Here is an 18,837-nt window from a genome sequence, read left to right as displayed (position 1 = left end):
GCTGCTCAGCTTGTTACCGTGCCGATCATGCGTGCTGCCTATGCCTCGGCCTTCGACGCCGACAACCCGCTCGCCGCGCTCGCCGTCGGCGACCGTCCCGAGCCGACCCACCCGCAGGACGACTGGGTCACCGTGCAGGTCCGGGCCAGCTCGCTCAACCACCACGACCTGTGGTCGCTGCGCGGCGTGGGGCTGACCGCCGGCCGGCTCCCGATGATCCTCGGCTGCGACGCGGTCGGCACCGACCCGGACGGCAACGAGGTGGTCATCTACCCGGTCGTGCCCACCCCCGGGGACCCGCGCGGGGTTTCCATCCTCTCCGAGCACTACCAGGGCACGTTCGCCGAGCGTGTCGCCGTACCCCGGATGAACCTGCTGCCGCTGCCCGACGGCCTGTCGGCGACCGACGCGGCGTGCCTGCCCACGGCCTGGCTCACCGCGTGGCGGATGCTGACCACCAAGGGCCGGGTCGCCGACGGCGAGTCGGTGCTGGTCCAGGGCGCCGGCGGTGGCGTGGCCACCGCGGCCGTCGCGCTCGGCGTCGCGCTCGGCAAGCGGGTGTACGCGACCAGCCGCGACGCCGGCAAGCGGGAGCGGATCGCCGAGCTGGGCGCGACCGCGCTGGAACCCGGCGCGCGGCTGCCGGAACGGGTCGACGTGGTGATCGAGACGGTCGGCGCGGCCACCTTCGACCACTCGCTGAAGTCGGCCGCCCCGCTGGCCCGGATCGTGGTCTCCGGCGCCACCGCCGGGCACGAGCCCAAGGTCAACCTGCGGCGGGTCTTCGCCATGCAGCTGGAGATCCTCGGCACCTCGATGGGCACCCCGGACGAGCTGACCGAGCTGCTCGCGTTCTGCGCCGAGCACGAGGTGCGCCCGGTGGTCGACCGGGTGGTGCCGTTCAGCGAGATCTCCGAGGCGTTCGCCCGGCTGCACTCCGGTGACGTCTTCGGCAAGGTGGTCGTCGACCACACCGCCTGACGTCTCAGAGCCGGTCGTCCAGGGTGGCCAGGCCGCCCCGGGCGGCGTCGGCCGGGAGGCGCTTCTTCGCCGCCGGGTCGCCGTAGAGCGTCCAGCGGAGGAACTCGACTGTGGTGTCGGCGACCACGCCCAGCGCCTTGCCGTCGCCGAGCAGCGCCCGGCCGTGGTCGCCCTTGGGCAGGCTGAGCATCGCCTTCGGCCACGGCACCGCGTCGAAGACGGCCTTGCCCGCGGCGTACGACACCACCTCGTCGGCCTCGCCGTGCACGAACAGCTGCGGCGCGGCGGCGCCGGCGAACGCGGTGCCCACACCGAGCGCGGTGCCGGCGAAGACGATGCCCGCGTCCAGCCGCTCGTCCCGGCCCGCGGTGAACAGCCCGATCGTGGTCACGCCACCGGCGCTGTGCCCGGTCGCGGCCACCCGCTCCGGGTCCAGCCGGCCGCGCAGCGGATCGCCGGCCTTCTCGCCCAGCGCGAGCACCCGGGTCAGCACGTACGACACGTCGGCCGGCTGGTTGAGCACGTCCAGCGGGTTGCCGTCGGTGCCCCGGGAGGTGTGCGGGAAACGCGGCGCGGCGACCACGAAACCGGCCGCCGCCCAGCGGGTCAGCAGCGCCTGGTAGTCCTCCGGCCGGGCAGTGAGCCCGTGGCTGAACAGCACCACCGGGAACCGCCCGTCCGCCGCCGGGGCGGACCGCTCGACCGCGCCACCGGCCGCGCCGGCCGCCGGGTACCAGAGCGTCACCGGCAACGGCCGGTCGCCGTCGCGGTTCAGCTTCACCTGGCGTACGCCGACAGCGAAGCTCTCCGTGGGAGCCTTGCCGGCGGGTACGCGCGGCGCCGGTGTGGCACTGGTCGGTGGGATGTCGGGGGCGGGCCGCCCGGCCGGGGCGGTGGGCTGCTGCGAGCAGCCGGCGAGGGCGGCGCCGAGGACGGCGGCGGTGAGCAGGGCGACGGGACGACGGCGCATGAACTCGATTGTGCCTCGCGATCGAGGCGGCCAGGCCCGGTCAGCGCGCCGGGTGACCACCCGCTGACGCCCGGAGTCGGGCCAGGTCGGCGGCGTCCTTGGCCCGGCGGGGGCGCTCCGGCATCCAGACCGGGAACATCTCCTTGAACTCGATCTGCGCCGCGACGCTGATGATCGGCGCCGTGAGCGTGCCGATTCGGCCGGGCGGCCCGGCCAGCATGCCGTCCGGCAGGCGCGTGCCCGCCCACGGTCCGGCGCCGACGACCACCCGGCCGTCCGCGTCCAGGTCGAGGTACGCGAAGCTCAGCTCGACGTCGTCGCGCAGCAGGTCGAGCTGCGTCGCGGCGGGCATCCGGGGATCGGGGCGCCAGCCGAGCGCGCCGAGCCGGTCGGCCAGCGTGTCGGCGTCGCGCCGCCGGCAGTACCAGTCGACGTCGACGTGCGGCCGGGTCACCTCGCCGAGGTGGAAGTCCATCGCCCACCCCCCGCGCAGCCACACGTTCACCCCGCACCCGCCGGCGACGTCGATCACTTCCCGGATCGCCCCCAGCTGCCGCCCCTCCAGCCTGTCCACCCCGGCACCCTACCCACCCCACTCCGCCCCGGGGGGAAGCGTCGATCATGAAGTTGGCGGCGACAAACCGGACAGCGAACGCCGTCAACTTCATGATCGACGGGACGACAGGGCGGGAGGCGGGAGTGCGGGGCGTCAGGTGGGGAGGGCTCGGGTGGTGAAGGTGGTGGTGGCCGGCGCTGTGGCGTCGGTGGGGAGGCGGTGCAGGGCGGCGCGGTCGGCGTAGAGCGTCCAGCGCAGGAAGTCGGTGGTGGTGTCGAGCACCTGGGGGAAGCCGGGCCGCCCCGGTGTCAGGTACTCGCCGTGGCCCTGACCGGTGAGGCTCAGGAAGGCGGCCGGCCCGAGACAGCGGGCGTACGCGGCCCGGCCGATCGACTCCGGCACGATCCGGTCGGCGCTCCCGTGCACGAACAGCATCGGTGCGAGCGGCCGGGAGGGGCCGGCGACCATGCGGCCACCGGCGATCACGATTCCGGCCCGCAGCGGGGACGACTGCCCGGAGGCGAACATGCCGAGCGTGGTGTGCCCGCCTGCCGAGTGCCCGGCGGCGGCGAACCGGTCCACCGCCAGGTGCGCCCCGAGCGGATCGCCGGGGCGGGCGCCCAGCCGGACCAGGTGACGGATCAGCCGCCAGGCGTCGGCGGGCTGGTTGCGGACGTCCTCCCGGGTGAACGCGCGGGCGCGCTGGTTCGTCCGCGGGTAGGTGGGCGCGACCACCACGAACCCGGCGGCGGCCCAGCGGCTGGTCAGCGCCGCGTGCAACGCGGGCAGGCTGCGCAGCCCGTGGCTGTAGAGGACCACCGGGAACCGTCCGGCGGCGAACGGCGCTCCCGGCCGGACGCGCGGTCCGCGCGCCGGACCGGGACTCGCCGGTACGGCCCGGGGGGAGCCGGAGGCAGTGGCGGAAGCAGACGTGGGCGGCCCGGGCGAAGACGGGGTGGCCGGGTACCAGACGGTGACCGGCAGTTGGCGCCTGCCGAACGGGTCGAGCGTGAACTGCCGCATCCCCACCGCGTACGAGCGTTCCGGCGCGGGCCCGACGCCTGCCGGGACCGGGTCGGACGTGGCCACGGCCGGGCCGCAACCGGCCAGCAGCGCCGTCATCAGCGCGGCGACCAGCCGCTGCCCCCTCACACCTGCACGGTAGGCAGCCGAGCGGTCGGTCCGCGCCCGCCGTCCGGGCCGGTCGGCGCCGCCACCCGGGCGGCTACCGCCTCCACCGGGTGGCCGGGTTTGCCCGATCCCGCCGACCGGATCCGCAGGTGGCGGCCCGGCGGGGCGGACCGGTCCGGTGGGCTTCGCTAGGGTCAGCCGCATGGCTGAGAACTACACCGACCCGAGTGGCAACACCGCGCAGTTCCGCGCATTCGTCGATTCTCCCGAGCCGGCCGCGTCGGCGTCGGCGCCGTCGCGCCTGCCGCTGATCGCCGGTGCGGCAGTCGCCGCCGTCGTGGTGGTCGCCCTGATCGCCTGGATCGCCCTGGGCTGACCGGGGTTGCTCCCGGCCGGCCCGGTCCGCGCGAAGAGGCCGGGACGCACGCGGTCAGACGCCCAGCACCTCACGGGTCTCGCGGGCGATCTCCCGCTCCTCGTCGGTGCCGACCACGAGCACCGCGACCTCCGCGCCGTCCGGGGAGACGCCCCGGTCGCCGTGGCCGTCGTTGCGCGCCGGGTCGACCGTGACGCCCAGCCGCTCCAACCCGGCCAGCGACGCCGCCCGCACCGGAGCGGCGTGCTCGCCGACCCCGGCGGTGAACGCGATCGCGTCGACCCGGCCGAGCAGCGCGTAGTACGCCCCCACGTAACCGGTGATCCGGCGGCAGTAGACGTCGAACGCCAGCGTCGCGTCCGGGTCACCGGCGTCGCGGCGGGCCAGCACCTCCCGCATGTCGTTGGCGCCGGTCAGCCCGAGCAGGCCGCTGCGGTGGTTGAGCAGGTCGTCGATGTCGTCCACCACCATGCCGCCCTCGCGGCGCAGGTGGAAGATGACTGTCGGGTCGAGGTCGCCGCTGCGGGTGCCCATCACCAGGCCTTCCAGCGGGGACATGCCCATCGAGGTGGCCACGCTGCGCCCACCCTGGACGGCGCACGCGCTCGCCCCGTTGCCCAGGTGCAGGGTGATCGTGTTCAGCTCGTCGTACGGGCGGTCGAGCAGGTCGGCGACACGACGCGAGACGTACGCGTGCGAGGTGCCGTGGAAGCCGTACCGGCGGACGCCGTACCGCTCGGCGGTGGCCTTGTCGATCGCGTACGTGGCGGCGGCCTCGGGCAGCGTGTGGTGGAACGCGGTGTCGAAGACCGCCACCTGTGGGGTGTCCGGCAGCGCCTCCAGCGCGACCCGGATGCCGGCCAGGTTGGCCGGGTTGTGCAGCGGCGCCAGCGGCACCAGGTCCTCGATCGCGGTGACGACCGCGTCGTCGATGCGTACCGGCGCGCTGAACTTCCGCCCGCCGTGCACCACCCGGTGGCCGACGCCGGACAGCCCGGTCAGGTCGAGCCGGCCGATGATCTCCCGGACCGCGCTCTCGTGGTCGGCCGGCCCGCCGCCGGGTTCGCCGATCCGCTCGACGGTGCCCTTGTCCAGGACGTCGTCGCCGTCGTACAGCCGGTACTTGACCGACGAGGATCCGCTGTTGAGGACCAGGATGCGGCTCATTCCGACGCCTCCGCGGCGGCCTGGATGGCGGTGATCGCCACCGTGTTGACGATGTCGGGCACGGTGGCGCCGCGGGACAGGTCGTTTACCGGCCGCCGCAGGCCCTGCATGACCGGCCCGACCGCCACCGCCCCGGCGGACCGCTGCACCGCCTTGTACGTGTTGTTGCCGGTGTTCAGGTCCGGGAAGATGAACACCGTGGCCCGCCCCGCGACCGGGCTGTCCGGCAGCTTGGTGGCCGCCACCTGCGGGTCGATCGCCGCGTCGTACTGGATCGGGCCCTCGACGAGCAGGTCGGGCCGGCGTTCCCGGACCAGCTTGGTGGCCGCCGCGACCTTCTCCACGTCGGCGCCCGCGCCGGAGCTGCCGGTGGAGTACGACAGCATCGCCACCCGCGGCTCGATGCCGAACCGGGCCGCCGTGTCGGCCGACGAGATGGCGATGTCGGCGAGCTGGTCGGCGTCCGGGTCGGGGTTGACGGCGCAGTCCCCGTACACCAGCACCCGGTCGGCGAGCAGCATGAAGAAGACGCTGGAGGCGACGGAGACGCCCGGCACGGTCCGGATGATCTCGAAGGCCGGGCGGATGGTGGCGGCTGTGGTGTGGGTGGCGCCGGAGACCATGCCGTCGGCGTGACCGGTCTGCACCATCATCGTGCCGAAGTAGTTGGGCTGCGCCACGATGTCGTGCGCCAGCTCCACGGTGACGCCGCGGTGGGCGCGCAACTGCGCGTACGCATCGGCGAACTCGTCCCGCCACGGGCTGGTCACCGGGTCGACGACCTGGGCGTCCCCGAGGTCGACGCCCAGTTCCCGGGTCCGCCGGGCGATCTCGTCCGGGCGGCCGAGCAGGGTGATTTCCGCGACGCCCCGGCGCAGCAGCACCTCGGTCGCGCGCAGGATCCGCTCGTCCGCGCCCTCGGGCAGCACCAGCCGGCGGCGCCGGGCGCGGGCCCTGTCGATCAGGTCGTTCTCGAACATCAGCGGGGTGACCCGTGCGGACCGGCTGACCCGCAGCCGACGGGCCAGGTCGTCGGTGTCCACGCAGCGTTCGAACGCGCCGAGCGCGGCCTCGACCTTGCGCGGGTTGGCGGTGCTGGGGCGGCCCTCGATGCGGCTGGACGCGGAGACCGTGTCGTAGCTGTCGCTGGGCACCGACAGCACGGGCAGCCCGGTGTTCATCCGCTCGACCAGGCGCATGGCGCGCGGGTCGGGCTGTTCGCCGAGGGTGAGCACCAGCCCGGCCAGCGACACCTGCCCGGCGACGTGCGCGGCGCCGGCCGCCACCAGCAGGTCCGCGCGGTCGCCCGGGGTGATCACCAGCGCCCCGTCGGTGAGGTGGTCCAGCAGCGTCGGCACGTGCGCCGCGCCCACCACGTAGTCGAGCACGTCGCGGTCGAGCGCGGTCTCGTCGCCGGTGAGCACCGTGCCGCGCAGCGCCGCCGCCACCTCGGCCACCGTCGGCGCCGACACGGTCGGCACCTCTGGGATCGCGTACGCGGGCACCGGCAGCTCGGGCAGCGTCATCGGCTCCGGCACGCGGTTGGCCAGCGCCGCGATCACCGTCGCGCCGAGGTCGACCAGATCGTGGTACGCGCCGCGCAGCGCCGCCGCGATCGCGTCGGGCTCCTGCCCGAACCCGTCCACCACGGGTACCACGACGCTGCCGAACTCGGTCGCCAGCCGGGCGTTGAAGGCCAGCTCACGGGGGCCGGTGCCGTCGCCGTAGGCGAAGTCGCTGCCGACCACCACTATCGCCGGGCAGCGGCGCTCGACCTCCCGGTAGCGGGTGACGATCCGGGAGATCAGCTCCTCCCGGCGGCCGTCCGCGACGAGCGCGCTCGCCTCGGCGTACGTCGCGCCGTACAGCTCGTCGACCGGCAGATCCATCCGGTACCGCTCGGTGAGCAGGGCGAGGATCGGGTCGGTGCCGTCACCGGCGACGAGCGGCCGGAACGCGCCTATCCGTTCCACCTGCCGGGACAACAGCTCGGCCAGCCCGAGTGCCACAGTTGATTTTCCCCCGCCCGAACCAACGCCGGTCAGGTATACGCTGCGCGCCACGGCACCAACCTACAAGATCGAGGTCAGTGTTACCTGTTCTGCCTGGTCACACCGGCTGCCCGGTGGAGAAGGTGGGGATTTTTCGCATCTACACTTGGCCGCGTGGATGGCCCGACCGCACTGATTCCCGTCGTACCGGAATCGCCCCCCGTCTTCGTCGATCCGAGCGGGCGGCGACGTCGGCGGCTTCGCCGTCTCGCCTACTGCGCCGGCGCGGCCGGCGTGATCTACACGGTCATGGTCGGAGCCAGCTTCGCCGGTGGGCCGATCACCCCGGACAGCGTCATCCCGTTCGTCGAGCCGACCAGCGAGCAGCGGCTGCCGTCGCCGGACGCGCCGGCGTCGCCCGCGCCCGCGGTGACCGGGCCCACGCCGGACGCGCCCACCGACGTCCGAACCGCTCCGGTGCGGGTGCCGGCCACCTCCGTCACCCCTGACGCCACGGTCCCGCCGAGCCCTCGGTACCAACGGCCGACCCGGCCCGCCCCCACCGCGCCGCCGGCCACCCAGGCGCCGACCCTCACCGCGCCGCCCACCGCTCCCACCGCCGAGGTGCCACCGCCGCCCGCTGTCGACCGGCCGTCCGTCGTCGACCCGCCCGCCGAGCCTGTCGCGCCCGCCGCGCCCACCGATGAGTGACGAGGGGCCCGGCCGCCCCTCGACAGGTGATCAGCCCACCGTCGTCCTGGACGCCCGCCGCATCGCCGGCCGGCGCCGGTTCCGGGGCCGGCGTCTCCTGCCCCGGCCGAGCTGGGCCCTGGTCATCATGGTCGTGGTCGTCCTGGGCGGCCTGCTGGTCGTCGAGGCGTACACGAACGCCGCGTTCGTACCCGACAACTGGGTGACGCCCGGCAGCCAGCGGGAGGTGCCCAGCTCGGTGATCGGGGGTGGCCCGATCGTCAACGTCGGCGCGGAGGGCCGCACCCAGTCGCACCACCTGCCGCCGCGCACCGTCGCGCTCACCTTCGACGACGGGCCCGACCCGCGGTGGACGCCGGAGGTGCTGCGCGTCCTGGACAAGTACCAGGTGAAGGGCACCTTCTTCGTGATCGGCTCGCAGGTCGTCAGAAACCCGGAGGTGACCCGCCGGCTGGTGGCCGAGGGGCACGAGCTGGGCGTGCACACGTTCACCCATCCCGACCTCGCCGCGCTGCCGGAGTGGCGGCGCGAACTGGAGTACGCACAGACGCAGCTCGCCATCGCCAGCACCACAGGTGTCCGGACGTCGCTGCTGCGCTTCCCGTACTCGTCCCGCGCCGACGCCTACACGGACCGGGACTGGCCGATGCTGCGGCAGGCCGGCGAGCTGGGCTACCTCACCGTCGTCAACGACGTCGACAGCCGGGACTGGGAGCTGCCCCCGGTCGACGAGATGGTCGCCAGCGCCACGCCGGACGGGACGGCCGGCACGATCGCGCTCTGGCACGACGCGGGCGGCGACCGGTCCGGCACCGTGGCCGCGCTGGACCGCTACATCCCGGCGTTGCTCGAGCGCGGATACCGCTTCACCACTGTGAGCGAGGGACTCAACCAGACGTTCGCGGCTGCGGGCGTCTCGGGCCCGGTGGGCGGGCACACGCAGGCCACGCTCGACGAGCGGTTGCGGGGCCACGTCCTGGTCGGCGCGGTCCGCGTCGCCGACGGCATGTTCGGGGTGCTCGGCGCCTTCTTCGTGCTCGTCGGGGTGCTCACGATCGGCCGGACCCTGCTGCTGTTCGTCCTGGCCCCACGGCACGCCCGCCGCCGCCGTCGCCGCGACTGGTCGTGGGGTCCGCCGGTCACCGGACCGGTCTCGGTGATCGTGCCCGCTTACAACGAGCGGGAGGGCATCGCCGCGGCGGTCCGCTCGCTCGCCCTGGGTGACCACCCCGGCGGCATCGAGGTGGTGGTGGTCGACGACGGCTCGACCGACGGCACCGCCGACATCGTCGCGGCGCTGCGCCTGCCGAACGTCCGGGTCGTCCGCAAGCCCAACGGCGGCAAGCCGAGCGCGCTCAACACCGGCGTCGCGCTGGCCCGGCACGACCTGATCGTCATGGTCGACGGCGACACGATCTTCGAGCCGGACTCGGTCCGCCGGCTGGTCCAGCCGTTCGCCGACCCCCGCGTCGGCGTGGTCGCCGGCAACGTCAAGGTCGGCAACCGGCGCGGCCTGATCGCCAAGTGGCAGCACATCGAGTACGTCATCGGCTTCAACCTCGACCGCCGCCTCTACGAGACGCTGCGCTGCATGCCCACCGTCCCCGGCGCGATCGGCGCGTTCCGGCGCCAGGCGCTGGAGCAGGTGGGCGGTCTGACCGACGACACGCTGGCCGAGGACACCGACGTCACCATCGCCATCGGCCGCGCCGGCTGGCACATCGTGTACGAGGAGAGCGCCCGCGCCTGGACCGAGGCGCCGGCCACCATCGGCCAGTTGTGGAAGCAGCGGTACCGGTGGAGCTACGGCACCATGCAGGCGATGTGGAAGCACCGGCGCTCGGTGATCGAGAGCGGCCCGTCGGGCCGGTTCGGCCGCCGGTCCCTGTCGTTCCTGACGCTGTTCGGCGTGCTGCTGCCGCTGGCCGCCCCGGTGATCGACCTGCTCGCGATCTACGGGCTGATCTTCCTGGACCGCAGCGACACGGTGGTGGCCTGGCTGGCGATGCTCGCGCTCCAGTTCCTCACCGCGGTACTGGCCTTCCGGCTGGACCGGGAGAAGCTCGGCATGCTCTGGGTGCTGCCGTTGCAGCAGTTCGTCTACCGGCAGGTGATGTACCTGGTGCTGCTCCAGGCGGTCGGCACCGCGCTGACCGGCGGCCGGCTGGGCTGGCAGAAGCTGCGGCGCACCGGAGACCTCCGGGTCGCCGGGCGGGGCGCGACCGGCTGACGCCCGTCAGTCCTCGTCCGGGTCGTCGAGACGGGCCAGCCAGGTGGCGAACCGCTCGATCGGGGTCTCGAACTCCGGGTTCAGGTCGACGAAGTCGCGCAGCCGCTCGCCCAGCCACTCCAGGCTGACCTGCTCGTCACCCCGGCGCTCGACCAGTTCCTCGATGCCACGGTCGGTGAAGTACACGGTTTTCCTCTCGTCGTCGTACGGCAGCGGCCCGCCCCGGGTCGGGACGGGCCGCTGCCGGTGGTGTCACGGGCGGGGGAGAGCCGCCTCGATCAGCGCGTTCTGCTCGACCTCGTGCATCTTCGCCGAGCCCACCGCCGGCGCGGCGGCGGCCGGCCGGGAGATGCGGCGCAGCCGGACCTCGGGCAGGTGCTCCAGCAGGTTGAGCGCGACGAACGACCAGGCGCCCTGGTTGGCCGGCTCCTCCTGGACCCAGGCGAAGTCCTCGGCGTTCGGGTACTGCGCGAGCGCGGCCCGGACCTCCTCGACGGGCAGCGGGTAGAGCTGCTCCATCCGGATGATCGCGGTGTCGGTCACGCCCCGCTCCTGCCGGGCCTGGAACAGGTCGTAGTAGACCTTGCCCGAGCAGAGCAGCACCCGCTTCACCTGCTCCGGCGCCGGAGCCGCGGTGTCGGCCAGCACGGGCTGGAACGTCCCGGTGGTGAAGTCCTCCACCGGCGACACGCACAGCTTGTGCCGCAGCAGCGACTTCGGCGTGAACACCACCAGCGGCTTGCGCTTGGGCGACAGGGCCTGGCGGCGCAGCAGGTGGAAGTAGTTCGCCGGGGTGGTCGGGATGGCCACCCGCATGTTGTCCTCGGCGCAGAGCTGCAGGAACCGCTCCGGGCGGCCGGACGTGTGGTCCGGGCCCTGGCCCTCGTGGCCGTGCGGCAGCAGCAGCGTCACCGCCGAGCGCTGGCCCCACTTCACCTCGCCGGACGAGATGAACTCGTCGATCACCGACTGGGCGCCGTTGACGAAGTCACCGAACTGGGCCTCCCAGGCCACCAGCGCGTTGATGTTCTCCACCGAGTAGCCGTACTCGAAGCCCATGGCCGCGTACTCGGAGAGCAGCGAGTCGTGGACGAAGAAGCGCGACCGCTCGCCGTCGGCGGTGAGCGACATCAGCGGCAGGTAGTCCTCGCCGGTCTTGGCGTCGACCACCGAGGCGTGCCGCTGGACGAACGTGCCGCGGCGCGAGTCCTGCCCGGCGAGCCGGACGGTGACGCCGTCGTGCAGCAGCGTGCCGAACGCGATGATCTCGGCGAAGCCCCAGTCGATGCCGCCCTCGACGGACATCTTGCGGCGCCGCTCCAGCAGCTGCTGGATCCGCTTGTGCGGGGTGAAGCCCTCCGGCAGGTTGACGTGCGCCTCGCCGATCGCCTTGACCACCGAGGCGTCGGTGGCGGTGTCGACCTGCGGCTCCGGCTCCTCCTCCCGCGCCGGGCGGCTGAGCTGACGCGGCGTGGTCGCGGCGTCCCGGGTGGCCTTGAAGACCCGCTCCAGCTGCCCCTGGTAGTCGCGCAGAAGCTCCTCCGCGTCCTCCACGGTGATGTCGCCGCGCCCGATCAGCTCCTCGGTGTAGAGCTTCCGGACGGACCGCTTCGAGTCGATGATCTTGTACATCTCCGGGTTGGACATCGACGGGTCGTCACCCTCGTTGTGCCCGCGCCGGCGGTAGCAGACCATGTCGATCACGACGTCCTTGTTGAACGCCTGCCGGTACTCGAACGCGAGCCGGGCCACCCGGACCACTGCCTCCGGGTCGTCGCCGTTCACGTGGAAGATCGGCGCCTGGATCATCCGGGCCACGTCGGTGCTGTAGAGGCTGGACCGGCTGTACTCCGGTGCGGTGGTGAAGCCGACCTGGTTGTTGACGACCACGTGCACGGTGCCGCCGGTGCGGTAGCCGCGCAGCTGGGAGAGGTTGAGCGTCTCGGCGACCACGCCCTGGCCGGCGAAGGCGGCGTCACCGTGCACCGCCAGCGGCAGCACCGTGTAGCCCTCCAGCTTGAGGTCGATCCGGTCCTGCTTGGCCCGGACGATGCCCTCCAGCACCGGGTCCACGGCCTCCAGGTGCGACGGGTTCGCCACCACCGACACCTTGACCGCGTGCTCGCCGTCCGGGGTGGTGAACTTGCCGTTCTGGCCGAGGTGGTACTTCACGTCGCCCGAGCCCTGCGTGGACCGCGGGTCGAGGTGCCCCTCGAACTCGGAGAAGATCTTCTCGTACGGCTTGCCGACGATGTTCGCCAGCACGTTGAGCCGGCCGCGGTGGGCCATGCCGATGACGACCTCGTCCAGCCCGGCCTCGGCGGAGCACTCCAGCACCTCACCGAGCAGCGGGATCAGCGACTCGCCACCCTCCAGCGAGAAGCGCTTCTGGCCGACGTACTTGGTCTGCAGGAACGTCTCGAACGCCTCGGCGGCGTTGAGCCGGTTCAGCACGTGCTTCTGCTCGTCGGAGCTGGGCTTCTCGTACTTGCGCTCGACCCGCTCCTGGATCCAGCGGCGCTCCTCCGGGTCCTGGATGTGCATGTACTCGATGCCGACGCGGCGGCAGTACGAGTCGCGCAGCACGCCGAGGATCGAGCGCAGCTTCATCCGCTGCTGGCCGGCGAAGCCGTTGACCGGGAAGACGCGGTCGAGGTCCCACAGCGTGAGCCCGTGCTGGAGGACGTCCAGGTCCGGGTGCTTGCGGATCTTGAACTCCAGCGGGTCGGTGTCGGCCATCAGGTGGCCGCGGACCCGGTACGCGTGGATCAGCTCGTGCACCCGCGCGGTCTTGTTGATCTGGCCTTCGCTGTCGACTGCCACGTCGCGCATCCAGCGCACCGGCTCGTACGGGATCCGCAGCGAGGTGAAGATGTCGTCGTAGAAGCCGCGCTCGCCGAGCAGCAGCTCGTGCATGACCTTCAGGAACTCGCCGGACTGCGCGCCCTGGATGATCCGGTGGTCGTACGTGCTGGTCAGCGTGATGACCTTGCTGACCGCGTTCTCGGCCAGGGTGGCCTCGCTCATGCCCTGGTAGGGGGCCGGGTATTCCATCGCACCGACGCCGATGATGGCGCTCTGCCCCTGCATCAGGCGCGGGATCGAGTGCACGGTGCCGATGCCGCCCGGGTTGGTGAGCGAGATCGTGGTGCCGGAGTAGTCCTCCATGGTCAGCTCGTTGCGGCGGGCGCGCCGGACCACGTCCTCGTACGCCTGCCAGAACTGCCGGAAGTCCATCTGCTCGCAGCCCTTGATGGACGGCACCACCAGGTTCCGCGAGCCGTCCGGCTTGACCAGGTCGATCGCGATGCCCAGGTTGACGTGCTCCGGGCGGACCATCGCCGGCTTGCCGTCGACCTCGGCGAAGGAGTTGTTCATCTCCGGGTGCTCGACGACCGCGCGGACCAGCGCGTAACCGATCAGGTGGGTGAAGCTGACCTTGCCACCGCGACCGCGGGTCAGGTGGTTGTTGATCACGATGCGGTTGTCGACGAGCAGCTTGGCCGGGACGGCGCGCACGCTCGTGGCGGTCGGGACCGACAGCGACGCGTCCATGTTCTGCACGATCTTGGCGGCGACGCCGCGCAGCGGCGTGGTGCCCGCGGCGCTCGCGGTCGGCGCCTTGGCGGCCGGCTTGGCCGGGGCGGACTTCTTGGCCGGCTCAGGCGCCTTCGCCGCCGGCTTGGCGGCGGGCTTGGCCGGGGCGGCCGCGGCCTTGGGGGCGGCCTTCGGCTCCGCCTTGGCGGGCTGCTCCTTGACCGTGGCCACTGCTTCCTGCTGCTCGGCCGGCTCCGGTTTCGCGGCCGGCTTGGCCTGCCCGTCCGGGCGCGGCGTGGCGGCGCCCGGGGCCGGCCGGTAGTCGGCGAAGAAGTCGTGCCAGGCCGAATCGACGCTCGAGGGGTCGGCGAGGTAACGCTGGTACATCTCCTCGACGATCCACTCGTTCGGGCCGAAACCCGCCAGTGGGTTCTCCTGCGAAGTCTGCTGGGTCGACACGGCCGCTAATCGCCTCTTTCACGCGGTTGTGAATGTCACGGTGGCCCCCGGTGACCCCCGGTTGCCGACGCTGGGTAAACCGATGCCAAGGCTACGCCGTGCGCTGCGCGCAGGCATTCTCGCCTCCGGCTGGTGGTCCGTTTCACAGAAGATGCCAGAAGTTCGGCAAACGCTGCGTGATCCGCCGACTCCTGCTAGACGGCGAAGGCCCCGGCCGGTGACGGGTGTCACCGGCCGGGGCCCGGCCTGACCGCGAGGTCAGGAGATGTCGCGCTTGCGGATCGTGGCCACGCCGATCGCGCCGGCCACCACCGCGTACCCGATCAGCACCAGCGCGCCCGCCCACTGCGGCGGGTTGCCCGGGATGTCGGTGTCGCCGCCCACCATGAGCCCGGAGGCCAGGGACGGGACCAGCAGCTGGAGCTTGTTGATCCAGTCGCCGTACCGCGAGGCGAGCAGGCTCAGCACGATCGCCGCACCGATCGCGCCACCCAGGTAGAACAGGATGCCGGTCACGGTGGCGCCGATCTGGCTGCGGATCAGCACGCCGAGCCCGACGCCGAGCACCGACCAGAGCAGGTAGGCCAGGCCGTTGAGCGCGATCGCCCGCCAGATCGCCCCGCTGCCGAGCTGCGAGCCGACGTCCACCGAGTTGAGGATCAGCGGCGAGATGATCAGGTTCAGCACAGTGGTGACGAGCCAGAACAGCAGCGCCAGCACGCCGGCCGCGGCCAGCTTGGCCAGCATCACCGCGGTGCGGTGCGGTGCGGTGAGGAACGTGGTGGTCACCGTCTGGTGGAAGAACTCGCTGGTCACCACCACGATGCCGAGCAGCAGCACGATGAGCAGGCCGAAGAACTGGCCGTTGGTGTAGAGGTTGGCCGCCAGGTTGTCGGCGGCCGAGATGGCCTGCAACTGGTCGGACTGCTCGGCCGGTACCTCGCCGAAGTCCCCGCCGGCCAGCGCCTCGGTCTGCAACCAGTTGAAGAACAGCGTGAGCGCCCACAGCGCCAGGCTGATCAGCCCGAAGATCCACCAGGTGCTGGTGGTACGGATCTTGAGCAGTTCGGATCGGACCAGCGTCATCGGATCTCCGCCTTTCCGGCCGTCAGCTCCAGGAAGACCCCTTCGAGGTCGGGGCGCTCGGTGGTCAGCTCGTGCAGCTCCACCTTGGCGGCCAGCGCGACCCGGCCCACGGTCGGCGCGTCCACGCCGGTCACCAGCAGCGCGCCGTGCGGGTCGGTGTCGACGGTTGCCGACTGCTCGCGCAGCGCCGCGACCAGCTCGTCGGCCTGCGGGGTGCGCACCCGCACCCGCACGTCGTGCGTCATCGACGCCATCACCTGGTCGACCGGGCCCTGCCGGACCAGCTTGCCGGCCGCGATGATCACCACGTCGTCGGCGAGCAGCTGCATCTCGGAGAGCAGGTGGCTGGAGACCAGCACCGTCCGTCCCTCGGCGGCGAGCCCCTTGAGGAAGCCGCGCATCCAGCGGATGCCCTCCGGGTCCAGGCCGTTCGCCGGCTCGTCCAGGATCAGCACCTGCGGGTTGCCGAGCATCGCTGCGGCGATGCCGAGCCGCTGCTTCATGCCGAGCGAGTAGCCCTTGAACTTGCGCTTGGCGGCGGGCGTGAGCCCGACCAGCGCCAGCGCCTCGTCGGCGCGCTCCTTCGGCAGGCCCGCCGCAGCGCAGATCACCCGCAGGTGGTTGATGCCGGTGCGGCCCTTGTGCGCGCTGGACGCCTCCAGCACCGCGCCGACCGTACGCAGCGGGTCGGGCAGGTCGGCGTACCGGCTGCCACCGATGGTGGCCGTGCCGGCGCTCGGCGTCACCAGGTTGAGCAGCATGCGCAGCGTGGTCGTCTTACCGGCGCCGTTCGGGCCGAGGAAGCCGGTGACCCGGCCCGGCTCGACGGTGAACGACAGGTTGTCCACCGCGCGGACGTTCTTGTATTGCTTGGTCAGGCCGGACACGATGATCTGGCCGGTCCCGGCACTGGGGCGTGGCTGCCCGTCGGACATCATTCTCCTCTCCTGCCCCGGCGGGCTCGTCGCGCGCCGGTGGGGCGCCGTTGCGGGGGCACCCGGCAACAGCCTTCCAACCCGGCGCAAGGGGGTCAATCAGGCGGGACGCGTACGCGCCGTCCTCCTCAGGGAGGAGATCACCGGGCCGGCAGCGCCACCCAGGTCGCCCGGGCACGGCCGAGGAGCGCGCCGTCCGCACCGTACAGGCTGGTGTGCACCTCGGCCCGGCGTCCCTCGGAACCGACCGCGACGCCGGTCACCACGCACTCGTCGCCGGGCCGTGGCAGCGCCGTGACCTGCGCGGCGATCCGCCCCAGCACGTACGGCCGGCCGGGCGCGAGCACCGCCCAGCCGCCCGGGCAGTCCAGCGCCGCCCACACCGTCGCGGGCACCACCTCGGCCGGCGCGCGGAACGGCGCGGCGGTCCGCCCGTCCGGCAGCCGGCCGGGGAAGATCCGCAGCCCGTCCGGGTTCGCCGGGCCGCAGACGTAGCAGCGGGGGAACGGGTGGTCGACCAGACCGGGGTACGCCCGCGCGGCCTGCTCCGCCGTCGCCGGGTCCACCGGCGGCACCACCGCGTCGACCGGCTCGATCCGGCGCACCTGGGCGATCAGGTGACCGTCCGGGTCGCGTACCTCGCCGTCGGCGGCGGTCAGCGGCGTGTCCAGCGGCGGCGGCCGGCGCAGGGTGACCTCCACCGGCCCCCGGTCGTCGATCAGCGCGGCGAAGATGCCGGCGCTCCAGCCGCCGTTGCCGGAGCCGTCCGGCCCCTGGAAGCGGGCCTCGACCAGCATGTGCACCTCCGGGTTCCCTCCGCCGGCGCCGTCGCGGCGGTCCGCCCGGCAGCCTCGCACACGCCGGTCCCGTCCCGGCCGTCCCGGTTCGCACGCCGCCGCCGACCGGCGTTCACCGGATCGACACCCCTCATCCCGTCCGGCGGCAACCCGGGGCACCTACACAGGAGTCATGGCCGTTCTGCACGCCGCTGGCGCACCGCTCACGACCAGCGGTTACACCCTGCTGATCGCCGACGACCCGACACTGGTCGCGGCCGCGCAACGCCTGCGCCACGAGGTGTTCGCCGGCGAACTCGGCGCCACCCTGCCGACCGCCGCCACCGGGCTCGACACCGACGGGTTCGACGCGTACTGCGACCACTTGGTGGTGCTGCGCGAGGGCACCGGCGAGGTCGTCGGCACGTACCGGCTGCTGCCGCCCGGCCGCACCGACCGCCGGTACGCCGACGCCGAGTTCGACCTGAGCCCGCTGGCCCCGCTCCGCGACCACCTGGTCGAGGCGGGCCGCTCCTGCGTCCACCCCGATCACCGCACCGGCGCGGTGATCAACCTGATGTGGGCCGGGATCTGCCGCTACCTGCACCTGCGCGGCGCCCGCTGGCTCGGCGGCTGCGCCTCGGTGCCGGTCGCCGACGGCGGGACCGCCGCCGCGCAGGTGTGGGCCGAGGTCACCGCCCGGCACCTCGCCCCGCCGCTGCTGCGGGTCACCCCGCGCCGGCCCTGGTTCGCCGAGGCGCCGGCCGCCGACCTCGCCGCGCTCAAGCCGGCGCAACGGCGGGCGCTCGTGCCGCCGCTGCTGCGCGGCTACCTGCGGCTGGGCGCCTGGGTGGCCGGCGAGCCCGGGTACGACGCGGACTTCGGCTGCGCCGACTTCTACGTGTTGTTCTCGCTGGACCGGATGAACCCGCGCTACCTGCGGCACTTCCTCGGCGAGGCCGGGTCGTGACCGCCGCCGCCGAGCCGTGGGTGGCCGGTCCGGGTGCCGGGGAGGGCCTGTGGCGGCCCACCTCCGGCTGCGGGCCGGACTGCCTTCCGCCGCTCGCCGCCCCGGACGTGTCGCGGCTGCGCCGGGCGGGACGGCTGCTCGGCGTACTCGGCATGCTGCTGGCCGGGGCGGGCCTGACCGTGCTGCTGCCGCTGCTGTCCGCCGCCCGGGGCCGGGCCGCGTTGCGGGGCTGGGCGCGGTGGACGCTGCGTACCCTCGGGGTCCGGCTGCTGGTCCGCGGCCGGGTGCCGCGCGGGCGTGCGCTGCTGGTCGCCAACCACGTCTCCTGGCTGGACGTCCTGGCGGTGCTCGCCGTGTCGCCGGTCCGGATGGTGGCGAAGCGCGAGGTCCGGAGCTGGCCGCTGGTCGGCGCGCTGGCCGCCGCGGCGGGCACCGTCTTCGTGGACCGGTCCCGGCCGCGTGACCTGCCGGCCACCATCGCGCGGGTGGCCGGCGCGCTGCGGTCCGGGCGGTCGGTGGCGGTGTTCCCGGAGGGTACGACCTGGTGCGGCGCCGCGACGGACTGCCGCCCGAGCCGCGGCTTCCGCCCGGCGATGTTCCAGGCCGCCGTGGCGGCGGGCGCTCCGGTGGTGCCGCTGCGCATCGGCTACCGGTACGCGGGTGATCCGAGCACCCTGCCCGCCTTCCTCGGTGCGGAGACGCTCTGGGCGTCGGGACGCCGGGTGCTCGCCGCCCGGGACCTGACCGCGTCGGTGACGGTGAGCGCCGCGCTGCACCCGGCCGAGGGCGCGGACCGCAGGTCGCTGGCCCGGATCGCCGAGGCCGCCGTCCATCCGGCCCTCGACCCCTGCTCGCGCCACCGCTCGACCTGACAGCCTGACCTGCGGCCGTCAGGGACGCGACACAGTCGCGATAGTGTCTTGTTCAGTCGCGATGTATCGCGTTATGCTCCTCGCAACAC

Annotated in this window: 16 protein-coding genes; 6 read left to right on the top strand and 10 right to left on the bottom strand. The window is 73.2% G+C overall.

All coding sequences use genetic code 11. The annotated features are described in order from the left end of the window. The first annotated feature begins 18 nt into the window (after positions 1 to 18). Entirely contained in the window at positions 19 to 981 is a 963-nt protein-coding gene (locus O7611_RS23590; RefSeq protein ID WP_194800509.1) for a zinc-binding dehydrogenase, read from the top strand. Between the two features lie 4 nt (positions 982 to 985). Here O7611_RS23590 and O7611_RS23585 read toward each other — a convergent pair whose 3' ends face one another. From O7611_RS23585 to O7611_RS23575, 3 genes are all read right to left on the bottom strand, one after another. Next, the gene (locus O7611_RS23585; RefSeq protein ID WP_194800510.1) at positions 986 to 1,951 is read right to left on the bottom strand and encodes an alpha/beta hydrolase family protein; all 966 of its coding nucleotides are present in this window, start codon (positions 1,949 to 1,951) and stop codon (positions 986 to 988) included. A 40-nt stretch (positions 1,952 to 1,991) separates the two neighbouring features. Then, positions 1,992 to 2,525 (bottom strand): nucleotidyltransferase domain-containing protein, encoded by a 534-nt coding sequence (locus tag O7611_RS23580; protein WP_194800511.1) that lies wholly within the window; start codon positions 2,523 to 2,525, stop codon positions 1,992 to 1,994. 135 nt (positions 2,526 to 2,660) lie between these two features. After that, the gene (locus O7611_RS23575) at positions 2,661 to 3,659 is read right to left on the bottom strand and encodes an alpha/beta hydrolase family protein (protein ID WP_269697606.1); all 999 of its coding nucleotides are present in this window, start codon (positions 3,657 to 3,659) and stop codon (positions 2,661 to 2,663) included. A gap of 181 nt (positions 3,660 to 3,840) precedes the next feature. Between O7611_RS23575 and O7611_RS23570 the strand changes: the two genes are divergently transcribed. Beyond that, positions 3,841 to 4,014, top strand: coding sequence for a hypothetical protein (locus O7611_RS23570; RefSeq protein ID WP_269697605.1), 174 nt, complete (start codon positions 3,841 to 3,843; stop codon positions 4,012 to 4,014). Positions 4,015 to 4,068: 54 nt separating this feature from the next. Here the strand turns inward: O7611_RS23570 and O7611_RS23565 are convergent, their stop codons facing one another. Further along, entirely contained in the window at positions 4,069 to 5,181 is a 1,113-nt protein-coding gene (locus O7611_RS23565) for an acetate/propionate family kinase (protein ID WP_269697604.1), read from the bottom strand. Then, positions 5,178 to 7,244, bottom strand: coding sequence for a phosphate acetyltransferase (gene pta, locus O7611_RS23560; RefSeq protein WP_194800515.1), 2,067 nt, complete (start codon positions 7,242 to 7,244; stop codon positions 5,178 to 5,180). The genes O7611_RS23565 and pta overlap by 4 nt, the downstream gene beginning before the upstream one ends. A gap of 102 nt (positions 7,245 to 7,346) precedes the next feature. Between pta and O7611_RS23555 the strand changes: the two genes are divergently transcribed. Together O7611_RS23555 and O7611_RS23550 are read left to right on the top strand one after the other, a co-directional pair. Beyond that, positions 7,347 to 7,883, top strand: a complete 537-nt coding sequence (locus tag O7611_RS23555; protein ID WP_269697603.1) for a hypothetical protein — start codon at positions 7,347 to 7,349, stop codon at positions 7,881 to 7,883. Further along, entirely contained in the window at positions 7,876 to 10,113 is a 2,238-nt protein-coding gene (locus O7611_RS23550) for a bifunctional polysaccharide deacetylase/glycosyltransferase family 2 protein (protein WP_269697602.1), read from the top strand. Before O7611_RS23555 ends, O7611_RS23550 begins: the two co-directional genes overlap by 8 nt. Positions 10,114 to 10,119: 6 nt before the next feature. Here the strand turns inward: O7611_RS23550 and O7611_RS23545 are convergent, their stop codons facing one another. From O7611_RS23545 to O7611_RS23525, 5 genes are all read right to left on the bottom strand, one after another. Further along, positions 10,120 to 10,299 carry a DUF6104 family protein gene (locus tag O7611_RS23545; protein WP_194800518.1) on the bottom strand — a complete coding sequence of 60 codons (180 nt, stop codon included), beginning with the start codon at positions 10,297 to 10,299 and terminating at the stop codon, positions 10,120 to 10,122. A 66-nt stretch (positions 10,300 to 10,365) separates the two neighbouring features. Then, positions 10,366 to 14,109 (bottom strand): multifunctional oxoglutarate decarboxylase/oxoglutarate dehydrogenase thiamine pyrophosphate-binding subunit/dihydrolipoyllysine-residue succinyltransferase subunit, encoded by a 3,744-nt coding sequence (locus O7611_RS23540; RefSeq protein ID WP_194800519.1) that lies wholly within the window; start codon positions 14,107 to 14,109, stop codon positions 10,366 to 10,368. 258 nt (positions 14,110 to 14,367) lie between these two features. After that, complete coding sequence (locus O7611_RS23535; RefSeq protein ID WP_194800520.1) at positions 14,368 to 15,195, bottom strand: ABC transporter permease; 828 nt, start codon at positions 15,193 to 15,195, stop codon at positions 14,368 to 14,370. Next, on the bottom strand, positions 15,192 to 16,133 hold the full coding sequence (locus O7611_RS23530) for an ABC transporter ATP-binding protein (RefSeq protein ID WP_370584921.1): 942 nt from the start codon (positions 16,131 to 16,133) through the stop codon (positions 15,192 to 15,194). Before O7611_RS23530 ends, O7611_RS23535 begins: the two co-directional genes overlap by 4 nt. A 137-nt stretch (positions 16,134 to 16,270) precedes the next feature. Beyond that, entirely contained in the window at positions 16,271 to 16,927 is a 657-nt protein-coding gene (locus tag O7611_RS23525; protein WP_269698157.1) for a hypothetical protein, read from the bottom strand. Positions 16,928 to 17,099: 172 nt separating this feature from the next. Between O7611_RS23525 and O7611_RS23520 the strand changes: the two genes are divergently transcribed. Next, positions 17,100 to 17,876, top strand: a complete 777-nt coding sequence (locus tag O7611_RS23520; protein WP_269697601.1) for a GNAT family N-acetyltransferase — start codon at positions 17,100 to 17,102, stop codon at positions 17,874 to 17,876. Further along, positions 17,873 to 18,748: a lysophospholipid acyltransferase family protein gene (locus O7611_RS23515; RefSeq protein WP_269697600.1), complete on the top strand. Its 876-nt coding sequence runs from the start codon at positions 17,873 to 17,875 to the stop codon at positions 18,746 to 18,748. The genes O7611_RS23520 and O7611_RS23515 overlap by 4 nt, the downstream gene beginning before the upstream one ends. Positions 18,749 to 18,837 lie beyond the last annotated feature (89 nt).

It is taken from the genome of Micromonospora sp. WMMC273 (genome assembly GCF_027460285.1).
Lineage (GTDB): Bacteria > Actinomycetota > Actinomycetes > Mycobacteriales > Micromonosporaceae > Micromonospora > Micromonospora aurantiaca.
This window is presented reverse-complemented; position numbering and strand designations above follow the sequence as displayed.